Annotated in this window: 15 protein-coding genes; 12 read left to right on the forward strand and 3 right to left on the reverse strand. The window is 69.4% G+C overall.

From position 1 onward, the window contains the following. Positions 1–2: 2 nt before the first annotated feature. From Sp245p_RS22515 to Sp245p_RS22525, 3 genes are read right to left on the reverse strand one after another with little or no spacing between them, the layout of a single operon-like run. On the reverse strand, positions 3–1,235 hold the full coding sequence (locus Sp245p_RS22515) for an ABC transporter substrate-binding protein (protein WP_014199346.1): 1,233 nt from the start codon (positions 1,233–1,235) through the stop codon (positions 3–5). Continuing rightward, positions 1,232–1,579: an AtuA-related protein gene (locus Sp245p_RS22520; protein WP_014199345.1), complete on the reverse strand. Its 348-nt coding sequence runs from the start codon at positions 1,577–1,579 to the stop codon at positions 1,232–1,234. Before Sp245p_RS22520 ends, Sp245p_RS22515 begins: the two co-directional genes overlap by 4 nt. 3 nt (positions 1,580–1,582) lie before the next feature. Further along, positions 1,583–2,917, reverse strand: a complete 1,335-nt coding sequence (locus tag Sp245p_RS22525; protein ID WP_014199344.1) for an acyclic terpene utilization AtuA family protein — start codon at positions 2,915–2,917, stop codon at positions 1,583–1,585. 240 nt (positions 2,918–3,157) lie between these two features. Between Sp245p_RS22525 and Sp245p_RS22530 the strand changes: the two genes are divergently transcribed. The 12 genes from Sp245p_RS22530 to Sp245p_RS22585 all read left to right on the forward strand — a co-directional run bounded on the left by Sp245p_RS22530 (position 3,158) and on the right by Sp245p_RS22585 (position 14,347). Further along, positions 3,158–4,072 (forward strand): LysR family transcriptional regulator, encoded by a 915-nt coding sequence (locus Sp245p_RS22530; protein WP_014199343.1) that lies wholly within the window; start codon positions 3,158–3,160, stop codon positions 4,070–4,072. A 440-nt stretch (positions 4,073–4,512) separates the two neighbouring features. Further along, positions 4,513–5,172: a flagellar hook assembly protein FlgD gene (locus tag Sp245p_RS22535; RefSeq protein ID WP_014199341.1), complete on the forward strand. Its 660-nt coding sequence runs from the start codon at positions 4,513–4,515 to the stop codon at positions 5,170–5,172. A 58-nt stretch (positions 5,173–5,230) separates the two neighbouring features. Beyond that, entirely contained in the window at positions 5,231–6,541 is a 1,311-nt protein-coding gene (flgE, locus tag Sp245p_RS22540) for a flagellar hook protein FlgE (protein ID WP_109138909.1), read from the forward strand. Between the two features lie 11 nt (positions 6,542–6,552). Then, positions 6,553–6,810 carry a hypothetical protein gene (locus Sp245p_RS22545; RefSeq protein ID WP_145644883.1) on the forward strand — a complete coding sequence of 86 codons (258 nt, stop codon included), beginning with the start codon at positions 6,553–6,555 and terminating at the stop codon, positions 6,808–6,810. A gap of 171 nt (positions 6,811–6,981) precedes the next feature. Next, on the forward strand, positions 6,982–7,431 hold the full coding sequence (locus Sp245p_RS22550; protein WP_014199338.1) for a hypothetical protein: 450 nt from the start codon (positions 6,982–6,984) through the stop codon (positions 7,429–7,431). Between the two features lie 22 nt (positions 7,432–7,453). Beyond that, the gene (flgK, locus tag Sp245p_RS22555) at positions 7,454–9,175 is read left to right on the forward strand and encodes a flagellar hook-associated protein FlgK (protein ID WP_014199337.1); all 1,722 of its coding nucleotides are present in this window, start codon (positions 7,454–7,456) and stop codon (positions 9,173–9,175) included. Positions 9,176–9,185: 10 nt separating this feature from the next. Beyond that, positions 9,186–10,091, forward strand: coding sequence for a flagellin (locus Sp245p_RS22560; protein ID WP_014199336.1), 906 nt, complete (start codon positions 9,186–9,188; stop codon positions 10,089–10,091). A gap of 106 nt (positions 10,092–10,197) precedes the next feature. Further along, positions 10,198–11,022, forward strand: a complete 825-nt coding sequence (locus Sp245p_RS22565; protein WP_014199335.1) for a flagellin — start codon at positions 10,198–10,200, stop codon at positions 11,020–11,022. Positions 11,023–11,181: 159 nt separating this feature from the next. Beyond that, on the forward strand, positions 11,182–12,879 hold the full coding sequence (gene fliD, locus Sp245p_RS22570) for a flagellar filament capping protein FliD (protein ID WP_014199334.1): 1,698 nt from the start codon (positions 11,182–11,184) through the stop codon (positions 12,877–12,879). Positions 12,880–12,932: 53 nt separating this feature from the next. Then, entirely contained in the window at positions 12,933–13,415 is a 483-nt protein-coding gene (locus Sp245p_RS22575; RefSeq protein ID WP_014199333.1) for a flagellar export chaperone FliS, read from the forward strand. Positions 13,416–13,476: 61 nt separating this feature from the next. Next, positions 13,477–14,046, forward strand: coding sequence for an RNA polymerase sigma factor (locus Sp245p_RS22580; RefSeq protein ID WP_014199332.1), 570 nt, complete (start codon positions 13,477–13,479; stop codon positions 14,044–14,046). Positions 14,047–14,050: 4 nt separating this feature from the next. Continuing rightward, positions 14,051–14,347, forward strand: a complete 297-nt coding sequence (locus tag Sp245p_RS22585) for a hypothetical protein (RefSeq protein WP_014199331.1) — start codon at positions 14,051–14,053, stop codon at positions 14,345–14,347. Positions 14,348–14,377 lie beyond the last annotated feature (30 nt).

Raw genomic sequence — 14,377 nt, forward strand, 5'->3', positions numbered from 1 at the left:
CGTCACTTCTTGAAGTCCGCCGGTTGCAGCCCGGCCAGCACCGGGTCGTTGAAATCGACGACCTTGCCGTCCTTCCAGCGCGACCAGTGATAGTCCGCCGCCGTCAGCCCCTCGTGCTGCGTGGCGGAGAAGGGCTTGTCGTAGGTCTTGACCATGCCGGCGACCGGCTTGTTCAGGGACTCCAGCGCGGCGCGCACCGCCTCGCCTTTGGTGTCGCCGGCCTGCTCGGCCGCCGCCGCCCACAGCAGGACCGTGTCGTAGGCCTGCGAGGCCGCCCAGAACATCGACGGGTTGGCCAGCTTCGGCCCGATCCGCGCGAACAGCGAGTCCGCCTCCGCCGACTTGCGCTCGCTGGAGGTGGTCAGGAAGACCGGCCACTCCATCAGCTTCGGCCCGGCGACCTCGGGGAAGCCGCTGAAGGACGCCGCCCAGGTGGTGAAGACCTTCGGGAAATAGTCCAGCTTCTCCATGCTGCGCACGAGATGCCCGAGCGGGGCCGCCTGCGCCCAGACCACCAGCGTGTCCGCCCCCGCCGCCTTGGCCTTGGACAGTTGCGAGGTCATGTCGGTGTCGCGGGCGTCGAATTTCTCGATGGACACCGGCTTCATGCCGTGCAGCGCCGCGATCTGCTCCAGATCCTTCAGCCCCGCCTGTCCGTAGCCGGTCGTCTCCACGAAGAAGCCGACCGCCTTCGCCTCGGGGTTCTTCTTCACGTAGGCCAGCAGGGCGGAGGCCTGCTCGCGGTCCACCATGGAGACGCGGAACAGGTAGTTGCCGCTGGACGGCCCCTCGGTGATGGCGGTGCTCGACGCGCTGGAGACCAGCACCGGCATGCGCTTCTGGTTGGCGATGTGCTTCCAGGCCAGGGCGTTGCCGGAATTGGTCGGGCCGAAGACGACCGAGACCTTCTCGCGGTCGATCAGGTCGGTCATGTTCTGGATCGCCTTGGGCGGCTGTCCCAGATCGTCGCGGACCAGGAATTCCAGGGGGCGGCCGAGAACGCCGCCGCGCTTGTTGATGTCCTCGACCGCGGCGCCGATGCCGAGCACGCCGATCTGCCCCGATTCCGCCGACGGCGAGCCGGAAATGTCGCCGTTGTAGGCGATCTTGATCGGATCGGCGGCCTGGGCCTGGACCGCGGCGGACATGAGGACGGCGGCGGCGGCTCCCAGGAGCGCCGTCAGGCGCGGGCGCGCGGGCGCCATATTCGTCGACGCTGTCTTCTTCTTGGTCATGGGCGTTCCCCTCCATATTGGTTGTTGTTCTGCCGGTTGCGGTTCGGCAGTTCGAGATCGAGCAGGGCGGAACTCAGCGCCTTGCCGTGGGCGTCCAGGGCGAGCGAACGGGTGACCCCGCCGCCGAGCGCGCCGGTCAGCACGAAGTTGAGCGCTCCCAGGGTCGGCAGCTCGTAGCGGGTCACCGTTCCGGTCACGATCTCCTGGAAATGCGTGGCGACGCTCTGGGCCGTCAGATGCTCCGCCAGGAACGGATAGTCGGTCTCGTCCAGCGCGATGACCGAGATGTTGGAGATGTTGCCCTTGTCGCCGGAGCGGGCGTGCGCGATGTCCCGGAGTTTCATGGCTTACGCCTCCAGCAGGGTGACCGAGGTGCGCACGGCGCTTTCCGGCAGCAGGGCGGACGCGACGGCGACGATCTCGCGCGCCGATTTCCAGGCGCCGCCACCCCCCGCCGGGCCGTTGGTGTAGAGGGTTTCGACCTCGTTCCCGATCCGGGCCGCCTCCTCCAGCGTGGCCGTCCGCCCGGCCACCCGCAGGCGGACCTCGTAGGGCGCGTGGCCGCGTGACAGCCGGTCGCCGTGCAGCGCGTCGAGGCCGATCAGGTCGAACTGCAATTCCTGGGTCCGCACGCCGATCAGGGCCAGCCGCTCGCGCACGATGTCCAGCGCGAGCCGCCCGCGCTCGACCGCTCCCGGTCCGGCGTAAGAGATCTGCCCCTCGCCGATGCAACTGTCGATGTAGCCGATCGACAGCTTCAAAAGCCCGGTCCGCGCGGCGCCGCGCCCGCCATGGACGCGCACCCGGTCCGGCCCGTCGCCTTCGACGCGGGCGGCGGAGAAGTCGGCGACCACGTCCGGCTGGTAATAGCGCGCCGGGTCGTGGATCTCGTAGAGAAGCTGTTCCTTCACGGTGGCGGGCGTGACGCAGCCGCCGGTGCCGGGCAGCTTGGTCACCTCCAAGGTGCCGTCCGCGTGAATTTCGCCGATGGGAAAGCCCAGCCGGGCCAGTCCCGGCACGTCCTTGATACCGGGGTCCGCGAAATAGCCGCCGGTCACCTGCCCAGCGCACTCCAGCAGATGCCCGGCCATGGTGCCGCGCCCCAGCGCGTCCCAGTCGTCCATCCGCCAGCCGAATTCATGGATCATCGGAGCGAGGAACAACGCCGGGTCGGCGGCCCGTCCGGTGATGACCACGTCGGCTCCGGCGGCCAGCGCCTCGACGATGGGGCCGGCTCCGATGTAGGCGTTGGCCGAAATCACGCGGTCGCCGAGCCCGCGCAAGGTGCCGCCGTCTTCCAGCGCGACGTCGAGTTCCCGCGCGACCTCTAGCACGTCGTCCCCGGTCACGGCGGCGATCCGCAGCCCGCCCAGCCCCAGGGAGCGGGCGACGGCCCGCGTCGCCTCGGCGGCGCCGAGCGGGTTGGCCGCTCCCATGTTGGTGATCAGCCGCACCCTGTTGCGCCGGCAGGCGCCGAGTACGGCGGTCATGCGGACCGTCAGCAGCGGATCGTAGCCCCCGGCGGGGTCGCGTTGCCGCGCCTGTTGGGCCAGGGCGATCGTCCGCTCGGCAAGGCATTCAAAGACAAGGTAGTCGAGGCCGCCCCGTTCGGCGAGATCCATTGCCGGTTCGATGCGGTCACCGGAATAGCCGGCGCCGGAACCGATCCTGATGCGGTGCATCGACGGTCCTCAGCGCGGCGAAGGGACGGCATGGGACGCGGCGGCTCCCATGGCGGTTCGTGCGCCGCCGTTGATCGAGGCTGGCATGGTCTCCCCCTTGCATTCTTATTCGTTCCGGTTTCCTCCGCTCCGGCGCATCGCACCGACGGGCGGCTGAATTCCGCTGTATGCAAACCATCCTTGCCGAGATTGTTCGCACGAACAATTGAATTGATTCAATGTCAGTAATAGAGTTGAGCTATGGATCTCAGCCTCCGCCAGATACGCGCCTTTCTCGCCGCCGCGCAGACCCGCAGTTTCACGCGGGCGGCGGAGTCGCTGCACGTCGCCCAGCCGACCCTGACGGTGCAGATCCGGCGGCTGGAGGAGGCCCTTGCGGTCAAGCTGTTCGACCGCAACACCCGATCCGTCGAGCTGACCCGCATCGGCAGCGAACTGCTGCCGGTGTTCCAGCGCATGGTCCACGACCTGGACGCCGTGGTGGTCGACACGCATGAGATCGCCGCGATGCGGCGCGGGGTGGTGCGCGTGGCGGCGCTGCCGACCATCGCGGCGGGCGTGCTGCCCGACGCCATCCAGTCCTTTCGTGAACTTCATCCCGGCGTGACCTTCGTTTTGAAGGACGTCATCGCCAGCCGCGTGCTCGGGCTCGTCCGGTCGGAGGAGGTGGATCTCGGGATTACGGGGGGCGAGGCGAGGGGACAGGACATCGACACGGTGCTGGAGGTGCGCGACCGGATGCACATCGTCTTCCCGCAGGGCCATGCCGTCGGCGATCTTCCGCAGGTGACCATCGAGACGCTGGCCGAGGTGCCGCTGGTGCTGATGGACCCGGCGACCAGCGTCCGCGAAATCGTCGACGAAGCGTTCCTGTCGGCCGGACGGATTGCCAAGCCGGTTTGCGAGGCGACCTACATGATGACGGCGATCGCCATGGTGCGGGCCGGGCTGGGCCTGACGATCCTGCCGGGCTCCGCGCGCGAGATCGCTGCCGAGCCGGCGTTGCGCTCGCGCCCCATCGATATGTTCGGCTTTTCCCGTCCCGTCAGGGTCATCCGCAAGGCGGGGCGGTCCCTCCCGCCGCTGGCCGAAGCGTTCCTCGATCACCTCTGCTGTGTTCTGAACGATTGCAGGACGTTTCACCGGGAGGGGTGAACGGAGCTTATCCCTAAAGCGCTGGTTTTCCCGCATTGCAAGCGGGAATCCCGTACTCCTTTCTTGGCTTTCGTCGGTCCGGAGCCGGTGCGGCGCCGCGAGCGGAAGATGAATTGCGATCAGAAGCGAAGGAGCGCTCCCGGACGCTCAATCCCGGCGTTTATTCCCCACAGCTCCTTGTATGTCGCACGGTTCCATATTGAGACCTGGGCGGCGGGCGATACCCCTCCTTCGGCCGCTTGCGTTCGCGACGGTCGTCTTTCGGCATCGCCGGAAAAAAAGTCCGCCAGCTTTTCCGATCTCCTCCGTGGATAGCCACAGAACGGGACAACGCACCGCCCTGCGGCGCCTCTTCCCGGACCACACGCTGGACCATCACGCCGAAACGGACGCGGAATCCCCGATTCCCGCGACGGGGAGGCTGCATCCCGGAGGCCGCCATGCAGGTTGACTCGCTCAGCTCCTCGACCGTCACGACCACCTCGTCCGCCAAAAGCTCCTCGGCCTCGCTGGCCGGCAGCTACCAGTCCTTCCTGACGCTGCTGCTGAAGCAGCTGGAGGTGCAGGACCCGACCAACCCGGTGGACACCGCCCAATACACCAGCCAGCTCGTGCAGCTCTCCTCGCTGGAGCAGCAGATGTCCATGAGCGACAAGCTGGATGAGCTGACCACGGCGGTGCAGGCGCTGGGAACCGGCAGTTCGGCGCTGGGCTATCTCGGGCGGACGGTGACGGCGGAGGGCGACACGACCGCCCTGCAGAACGGCGCGGCCAACTGGGAATATTCGCTGAACAGCGAGGCCGCGTCGGTCACCCTGACGGTGCGCGACGAGGACGGGGCCATCGTCTACCAGGACAGCGGCGCCACCGGCCAGGGCAGCCATTCCTTCACCTGGGACGGCACGGGACGCGACGGCGCGGTCCACACGTCGGGCGCTTACAGCCTGACCGTCACGGCGGTGGACTCCAGCAAGACCGCCATCGCCACCGAGACGCGGATCAAGGGCACGGTCACCTCCGTGGACACCTCCGGCACCAGCGCGGCGCTGGGCATCGGCGGCGTCAGCGTGCCCGCCGACGACGTGCTGTCGCTGAGCTGAGCCGCCCCCTCCCGGCCTCCTCCGCGGTCCCATCCCCTTTCTTGCGACAGGTGCGACGATGAGCATCACCAGCGCGATGTACAGCGCCACGTCCGGCCTGATGGCGCAGAGCAAGGCGCTCGCCTCCATCTCCAGCAACATCGCCAATTCCAGCACGACCGGCTTCAAGAGCACCGGGACGAACTTCAACTCCTACATCAACAAGACCTCGACCATCGACGAGCAGACCGGCGGCGTGCTCGCCACCACCTACCGCAACATCAGCGCGCAGGGCGAGATCCAGTCGTCGGCGGTCTCCACCAACATGGCGATCAACGGCGAGGGCTTCTTCGTGGTGTCGGAGGAGACGGCGGACGGCACCGTCGCCTTCACCCGCAACGGTTCCTTCTCCACCGACGCCCAAGGCTACCTGTCGAACAGCGAGGGCTACTATCTCTACGGCTGGGCGCTGAACGCCAACGGCGCCGTCACCGCCGGCAACAAGGGATCGGTGGACAGCCTCGTCCCGGTCAACGTCGCCAACATCAAGGGCACGCCCAAGGCGACCTCGACCATGGGCATCGACGCCAACCTGCCCTCGGACGCGGACACCGGCGACAGCTTCACCACCGACATGGAGATGTTCGACAGCTTGGGCGTCAGCCACTCCATCACCCTGAGCTGGACCAAGACCGGCGAGAACACGTGGGAGCTGGACGCCTCCGACCCCGTCATGTCCTCCGACGCAACCCGGACCACCGGGACCATCGGGGGGTTCCCCATCCAGCTCTCCTTCAACACCGACGGCACGCTGGCCTCCGCCGCCACGGTGGCCGCGGACGGCACGACGACCGCCGCCGACCTGTCCGCCCTGTCCTTCACGGTCGACGGCTGGACCACCGGGGCCGGCGGCAGCGCGGTCGCGCTGAACCTCGGCACCGCCAACAGCAACAACGGCCTGACCCAGCACGCGTCGGGCGACAGCACGCCCTCGGTCAGCGTCGAGACCACGACGCAGAACGGCTACAAGCCCGGCTCCCTGACCGGCACGACCATCGGCAAGGACGGCATCGTCCGCGCCGTCTTCGACAATGGCGAGACGCGGGCGATCTACCAGATCCCCATCGCCACCTTCGCCAACGCCGATGGGCTGGAAAGCGTCACCGGCACCACCTTCACCCAGACGGCGGCGGCCGGTCAGTACCAGCTCCGCACGGCGGGCGACGCCAAGGCCGGGACGGTGACGGCGGGCGCGCTGGAAAGCTCCACGGTCGAGCTGACCGACGAGTTCAGCCGCATGATCGTCGCCCAGCAGGCCTATTCCGCCGCCTCCAAGGTCATCACGACCTCGCAGGACATGATGGACACGCTGATCGCCATGAAGCGCTGACGGTGACGGCCATGCACCCGCCGCAACCGCTTCTCGACGGCGAAGCCGTTCTGGACGGCGAGCTGCGCCGCCTCGCCCGGCGGGTGGACCGCCACCGGTCCCAGCCGGTCCCGCTACCGGCGGAGCGCCTCGCGCTGATCGACGACCTGCTGGGCCTGCGTGCGCGCATCGCCGCGGCGCGGGCCGCGGTGCAGGCGGCGATCCGCCAGACCGGCAGCGCCCAGCGCGCCGCCACCGCCTACCGCCGCACCGGCGCCCTGCGCGGCTGACGCCTCGAAGGATGCCCGCATTCGCCCTTCCCAACCCTCTCCCCTCCGGGGAGAGGGTGGCCCGGAGGGCCGGTGAGGGGGGTGCGCGTTGCGGAGCGTTCGGCACAAGCGCAACCCCCTCACCCTGACCCTCTCCCCAGAGGGGAGAGGGAACACATCAAGGAGACCGTCATGCTCCCCACCCCGCATGTCCCGTCTACCGCCGCCCGCCCGGACCCGGTGGCGGTCATCACCCGCTTCGTCGCGGAACTGGAAGGGCACGCGGAGCGCGCCGCCAGCGCCGCGCGGGAGGGGCGCGCGGTGGACGCCCTGCGGGCGGCGGGCGCCATGCAGATGCTCCTGCACAGCCAGGCCGGAACGCTGCGCGACGCGCTGGCCGCGGCGCAGAGCAAGCGCGTGCCGCTGGAAACCCGGCTGGCGGTGCGCAAGGCGCTGGACGGCGCGCTGGCCCCCCTCGGCCGGTCGGTGCGCGCGCTGGAGGCGCAGGCGAAGGCCCGGCAGGCCCGGCAGGCGGCCATCGGCGCTGCGCTGCGCGCCGCGGCGTCCGTCTCCGGCCCGACGCGCTCCTACGCGGCGCTCGGTCGGATGGCAGGGGCGAAGCACTTCGCCGTCACCGCCTGACCCGCCGCCGAGGAGAGCCATCATGTCCCTGCGCGTCGCCGGCAGCATCGCCACCTCCGCGCTGCGCACCAACGAGGTGGGCATGGCGGTCGCCTCGGCCAACGTCGCCAACGCCGGCACGGAGGGCTACACCCGCAAGACCGCCAAGCCGACGACGAGCGACACCGCCGTCGGCTTCACCGGGGTGGAGGTCGCCGGAATCGGCAGCACGGTCGACCGTTACCTGATGACGTCGCTGGTCGCGGCACAATCCGGGCTGGGCCTCAGCCGGACGGTCAGCGACTATCTGGACCGCTTCCAGGAGCGGCTGGGCGCCACCACCTCCGCGTCGTCGCTGGGCTCGGTCATCGACACGCTGGGCGAGACGCTGGCCACGCTGGCAACCTCCCCGGAGAGCGGCAGCGCCAAAGCGGCGGCGATGGACGACCTGACCGCGGTGGCGGAGACGCTGCGCTCCACCGCCAAGGCGGTGCAGGAGCTGCGCGGCGAGGCCGACCGCGCCGTCGCCGACACGGTGACCCGCATCAACGGCACGCTCGACACGCTGAAGGACCTCAACGACCGCATCCAGACCGGCAAGGCGCTCGGCCAGGACACCGGCGACCTGGAGGACCAGCGCAACACCGCCCTGAAGAGCCTCGCCGGGGACATCGACATCCGCTACCAGACCGACGCCAACGGCATGGTCCGGGTCTCCACATCCTCCGGCACGTCGCTGCTGGACTCCGCGGTGCACCGGCTGTCCTACACGCCCGCCACCACGGTCGGCGCCGGGACGAGCTTCAACCCGATCACCATCGACGGCAAGGACGTCGCCGGCTCCGTCTCCTCGGGCACGCTGGGCGGGCTGATCCAGGTCCGCGACACGGACCTGCCGGCGCAGCAGGCCCGGCTGGACGAGCTGGCCCTGACGCTGAAGGACACGCTGAACGCCCTCCACAACCAGGGCACCGCCGTCCCGCCGCCCAACGCCCTGACCGGCAGCGCCGGCGTGGCGGGCAGCGACGCGCTGAACGGCAACGGCACGCTGCGCGTCGCCGTCACGGCGGCGGACGGCACGGCGGTGGAGGTGCTGGACCTCGACCTCTCCGCCTACGCCACCGTGCAGGACGCGGTGGACGCCATCGACGCCATGGGCTCGCTCTCGGCCCATCTCGACGCGCAGGGGCGGCTGGTCATCCAGGCCGACGACGCCGCGAACGGCGTGGCGCTGGGCGGCGACGGCACCGCGGGGGCGGACGGCAAGGGCTTCTCCGCCCGCTTCGGGCTGAACGACCTGCTGACCGGCACCGGCGCCGCCGACCTGAGGGTGAGCGACGCGATCGCTCGGGACAGCGGGCGTCTGGCGACCGGCGCGCTCTCCACCTCCGTCACGCTGGCCGCCGGCGGATCGGCGCTGTCCGCGGGGGAGGGCTCGGTGGCGCAGGCGCTGAAGACGGCCTTCTCCGGGGCGCAGTCCTTCGACACGGCGGGCGGCCTGTCCGGGCGGTCGGGCACCTTCTCCCAGTATGCGGGCGCCATCATCCAGGGGGCGGCGACCGCCGCCTCCCGCGCCGCCACCGCCTACGAGGACCAGGACTCCTACGCCAGCGGGCTGGAGTCGACGATGGCCTCGCAGAGCGGCGTGAACGTCAACGAGGAAACCGCCGCGATCAGCAACCTGCAATCCGCCTATCAGGCCGCCGCCGCGGTCATGAAGGCGGTGCAGGAGATGTTTGACACGGCGCTGAATTTGGTCCGCTAGGAGAGCCGGCATGGAACGGATCGCGACCTTCAACCACCAGAACCAGCTCGTCCGCTACATGCTGGCGGCGGAGTCACGGGTGGCCACCGCCCAGGTGCAGGCGGCGACCGGCGAGGCGTCGGTCGATTACAAGGGCATCGCCGGCGACAGCGGGCGCCTCGTCAACCTGGAGAGCCACTACCGCCGCTCCGAGCGCTACGTCGACGAGGGGGAGGTGGTCAACGGGCGCATCCAGACCATGCACGACGCCGTGGGCGGGATGATCGACCTCGCCAACCGGGTGCGCAGCCTCGTCGCCAGCCTCCAGGGGGCGGGCAGCGGCGCCGCGGACGGCATCAAAAGCGAGGCGCAGGCCCTGATGACGGAGTTCGCCGGGCTGCTGAACACCCAGCAGGAAGGCCGCTACCTGTTCGCCGGGGGGCGCACCGACCGCGCGGCGGTGTCGCTGGACGGACTGCCGGCGGCGACCAGCCCCTCCACCGCGGACACGGGCTACTACAAGGGCGACGGCAGCGTTTCCTACTTCCAGGCCGCCGACGACCTCATCGTCCAGTACGGCGTCACCGCCGACGACCCGTCCATCGAAAAGGCACTTCGCTCCATCAGCCTGATCGCCAACATGCCGACCAACCCGGTGGACACCACGCTGGTGGACGAGGCGTCCGACCTCGCCGACGCGGCGGCGGACGGGCTGACCGTGGTGCAGACGAAGCTCGGCTCCGCCTCCGCCACGCTGGAGCGGACCATCGACCGCCACCTGGAGCAGCAGCTCGTCCTCCAGACCCACGTCGAGGACATCCGCAACATCGACCTCGCGGAGGCGACGACGCGCCTGTCGCAGCTTCAGGCCAACCTGGAGTCGACCATGAGCCTGATGAAGATCCTCCAGCAGACCAACCTGAACGATTTTCTCTGATCGAAAGATTCCGCGCCAGCTTTCGCGGCACCGGCCGTGAGACGCAATGAGGGCTGATGCACAGGCGGCCCCACCATCCGATCAGGCTCCGACCAGGAGGCACATCATGCCCGTCATCTCCACCAACACGGCGGCGAACTCCGCGCTGCGCTACCTGAACATCAACTCCGAGAACCAGTCGAGTTCGGTCTCCAAGATCGCCAGCGGCTCGCGCATCACCAAGGCGTCGGACGACGCGGCGGGCCTGGCCGTCGGCACCTCGCTGACCTCCGACATCACGGTGCTGAAGCAGGCGGCGACCAACGCCTCGCACGGTTCCTCGATCCTCCAGGCGGCGGACGGCGGCATGTCCCGCGTCTCCGACATCGTGCAGCGCATGCGCTCGCTGGCCACCCAGTCGCTGTCCGGCGCCGTCACCGACACCGAGCGCGGCTATCTGGACGCCGAGTTCCAGCAGCTCATCGAGGAGATCGACGGCATCGCTTCGGGCACCCGCTTCAACGACGACCCGCTGCTGGACGGCAACGGCGCCTGGGCCAGCGGTGTGGATTTCCGCGTCGGCACGGAAAGCACGGACAAGATCACCGTCACCATCGCCAACGTGAACACCACCGGCCTGTCCATCGGCACGCTGGACGTCGGCACCTCCGCCACGGCGAGCGCCGCGCTGACCGCGCTGGACACGGCGGTGGAAACGCTGTCGAGCGCGCGGGCCGACGTGGGCGCCCTGATCTCCCGCTTCGAGTTCCGCGGCCAGGTGCTGGACACCTCCATCGAGAACACCGAGGCGGCGCAGTCGGCGATCATGGACGTGGACGTGGCCGCCGAGCAGGCGGAGCTGGCCTCGACCAAGGTGCTGACCCAGGCGGCCATCGCCGTGCTGTCCCAGGCCAACGAGATGCCGCAGAACCTGCTGCAGCTGCTGCGGTAAGGCTGTCTACCCACTCCTTCCCTCTCCCCTCCGGGGAGAGGGTTAGGGTGAGGGGGTTGGGCTGTCGCCGAACGCACCGCCACGCACACCCCCCTCACCGGCCCTTGGGGCCACCCTCTTCCCCAAAGGGGAGAGGGCTTCCCGTCCCCGGAGACCCGCATGACGACGGTGTCCTCAACCTCATCCTCGACCGCCGCATCGACCGGCAGTTCGTCGCTGATCGCCAGCGGGTCGGGCACGGGCATCGACTATTCGGCGTTGATCGAGGCGTCAGTGCAGAAGCGCCTGTCCCGCGCCGACCGCATCGACACGACGATCACCGCCAACGAGGCCAGGATCGCCGCCTACGAGGACATGCAGTCGCTGCTGCTGGCGGTGAACACGTCGCTGGACGGGCTGCGCAACCGCAGCGTCTCGACCGGCGCCGGCAGCAACCTGTTCGAGGAACGCACCGCCTATCTGTCGGGCGGCGGCTCCACCGCGGCGGGCGACGTGCTGTCGGTGACCGCGGCGGACGGGGCGGAGACCGGCACCTATTCCATCGTGGTGGAGCAGCTCGCCACCCGCCACAAGATCGGTGCGGCGACCACCGCCAGCCAGAGCGCCGCGCTCGGCCAGTCCGGCACCCTGACGCTGGGCGTCGCGGGCGGCACCGCCGTGTCCATCGACGTGGAGGCCGGGGATTCCCTGACCGACATCCGCGACGCCATCAACGCGCGGAAATCCACCAGCGGCGTGACCGCCAGCATCGTGAAGGTGACCGACAGCCAGTACCAGCTGATCCTTACCGCCAACGACACCGGCAAGGCGATCACCCTCGATGACGGCGGCAGCGGCGTTCTGACCGGCCTCGGCCTGACCGACGCCGACGGCGGCTACGCCAACGAGCTGGTGGCCGCGCAGAGCGCCGTCTTTACCGTGGACGGGGTGCGGGTGGAGCGCAGCAGCAACACCATCGCCGACGCCGTCGACGGGCTGACCTTCGACCTCTACGCCGCGCTGCCCGGCCAGACGATCGGGGTGGAGATCGGCACCGATCTGGCGTCGATCAAGGGCGCGATCACCGGCTTCGTGGACGCCTACAACGCCTTCCGCGCCTTCGCCCAGAGCCATCAGACCGTCGGCAGCAGCGGCACCGCCAGCAGCGACGCCACCCTGTTCGCGGACAGCCTGCTGCGGCAGGTCACCAAGACCGTCTACGACGCCCTGAACGCGAAGGTGACGACGGACGACGGCGACACGCTGTCGCTGGCCAGCCTGGGCATCACCTTCGCCAGCGACAACACGCTGAAAGTGGACGAGACGGCGCTGAACGCCGCGCTGACCGGCGACATCGATGCGGTGCGCACGCTGCTGGGGCTGGAGATGACCAGCTCCTCCACCGACCTGAAGCTGCTGCGCTACGACCGCAGCCTCGGCCGCACGGACTTCACCCTGGACATCACGGTGGCCGAGGACGGAACCCTGTCCGGCGCGTCGGTGGACGGCGACGCGTCGCTGTTCCGGGTCAGCGGCAACCGCATCATCGGCAACGACGGAACCGCCTTCGCCGGGCTGGTTCTGGTCTACACCGGCCAGAGCGGGTCGGTGGACGTCGGCTTCTCCCAGGGGCTGGCGGACCGGCTCTACACCACGCTGAACGGCATCGCGGCGAAGGACAGCGGCGACATCGCACGCATCGTCTCGCAGCTCGACGCCGACAACACCGACATGACCCGGCGGTCCGACGACATCAAGACCAAGGCCGAGGACTACCGCACCCGCCTGACCGCCTACTACGCCCGGCTGGAGGCCAAGGCGGAAGCCGCGAACCTCCTGCTCCAGCAGTTGAAATACAAGGAAAGCAGCGACGACTGACGGCGCCGCGCGCCCGCCAACGTCCCCGCATCCCCATCCGGAGAAGCCGTGCCATGCGCAACCCGACCCTGACCAAGGCCCTGTCCGCCTACGCTTCCGCCAACAGCGCGGCGCTGCCGCCCCTGGTCGCCGTCGTCCGCCTGTACGAGACGGCGGCGGCGCATCTGCACCAGGCGCGCGACGCCGCGCGGGACGGCCGGTTCGACGCCCATTTCCAGGCCATGGACCGCGCCATCACCATCCTCTTGGGGCTTGATTCCATTCTGAAATTGGATAAAGGTGGGGATGTCGCGGCAACGCTGCGGCGCTTCTACCGGTCCCTGGTCCGGCAGGCCGGTCTGGCCGCTGCGCGCCGGGACCCCGTGGCCGCGACCGAGGCCATCATCCGCCAGCTGTCCTTCATGACGAAGGCGTGGCAGACCATCGCCGCAGAACGCGGCGTGGTCCCCAGTTCAACCGGTGCTTCGGCCAAAGGGTCGCACGCATCCGTGATCGGGAGATCCATGGATCATGCGCGCGGCGGCCTGTTCGGCTGAGGACGGCACACGTCCGTCCGGCACCCTTCACAACTCCATGTCCGGCAGGAGCGTGAGCGGCTTGGCGGCGGAGACCGACGAGGTCCTGATGGCGCGCATCCGTGCCGGGGATCAGGCGGCCTACCGCGCGCTCGTCCACCGCCACCTGAAGCGCGCCTACGCGCTCGCCCGCCGCATGTCCGGCAGTGACGCCGAGGCGGAGGACATCGCCCAGGACGCCTTCCTCCAGGTCTGGCAGCGGCGCGACCACTGGACCGACGAGGGGGCCAAGTTCACCACATGGCTCTATCGGGTGGTGCTGAACCGCTGCATTGACCACAAGCGCCGCCCGGCAGGGGAGGATCTGGACTCGGTGCCCGAGCCGCCGGACCACGCCCCCGACGCGGTCACCCACATCCAGCGCCGGCAGGTGGCCGCGCGCCTGCGCGACGCCCAGGACCGGCTGCCGCAGCAGCAGCGCGCCGCCCTCGCCCTTTATTATAACGAGGGCTTGAGCGGCGCCGAGGTTGCGACCATTATGCAAATCAGCGTAACTGCTGTGGAATCGCTGCTGAAACGCGCCCGCCAGCAGCTTCGCACGCTGTTGCGCGCCAGCGCGCAGGCCGCCAGGGATTCGTTCGAAGACGGATGACGCGATGACCGAAGACGAGTTTCGCGAGTTGCTGGACCGCCACGGCGGAGACCTGGAACGCTGGCCTCGCGTGACGTTGCGGGAGGCGCGCCGCCTCCTCGCCCAGTCCGTCGCGGCCCAGTCCATGCTGGACGAGATGGTGGCGGTCGAACTCGCCCTGGCGGAAACCGACGGCGACGCCACGCCCCCCGCCGATCTGGCCGACCGCATCTTTGAACGGGCTTTTGGCACCAGGACGGCGTCCTCCGACGCCCTGGCGCCCGACGCCGCTCCTTTCCCGGGCCTGAATCGTCCGGTCTGATCCCTTATCCTTCAAAAGCGGGAATGCGCG

It is taken from the genome of Azospirillum baldaniorum, assembly GCF_003119195.2.
Classification (GTDB): Bacteria; Pseudomonadota; Alphaproteobacteria; order Azospirillales; family Azospirillaceae; genus Azospirillum; species Azospirillum baldaniorum.